Source organism: Microbacterium sp. H6 (genome assembly GCF_003314775.1).
Lineage (GTDB): Bacteria > Actinomycetota > Actinomycetes > Actinomycetales > Microbacteriaceae > Microbacterium > Microbacterium oxydans.
Genome location: NZ_QOAY01000049.1, coordinates 36,877 through 37,262 on the forward strand (window position 1 = coordinate 36,877; position 386 = coordinate 37,262).

The 386-nt window shown below is 70.7% G+C and carries 1 protein-coding gene; it reads right to left on the bottom strand.

The window, feature by feature from the left end:
* A partial coding sequence (locus DSP71_RS23045) for a beta-ketoacyl synthase N-terminal-like domain-containing protein (protein ID WP_309472602.1) occupies window positions 1-386 on the bottom strand: 386 nt, incomplete at both ends.

Sequence of the window (386 nt, forward strand, 5' to 3'; positions counted from 1 at the left end):
CCGCATCGGCGTATCCGTGACGGATGCGCCGTAGGCCTTCGCCGATCGCGATGGCGCCGCTCGCGCATGCCGCTGTGACGGCGTGGGTCTGTCCGAGGAATCCGTATCGACGGCTGAGGATCCCGGCGACGGCATCCGCGGTTCCATAGACGGCGAGGCTCGGCGGCACCCGGCGCCGACCGGCCTCTCGCAACGTGCCGGCTGCCTCCGTCACCGCGTCGACCGGCCCTGATCCCGTGGCGATGATCACCTGCGCGGCATCCGCGTTCCACGGCAGGTCACCTGTGCCCGCATCATCCATCGCCTCATCAGCGGCGGTGATCGCCCACTGCTGCATCGGAGTGAGGTGGCGGACGAGTGGTGTCGGCAGGTCGGCGGGGGCGGTG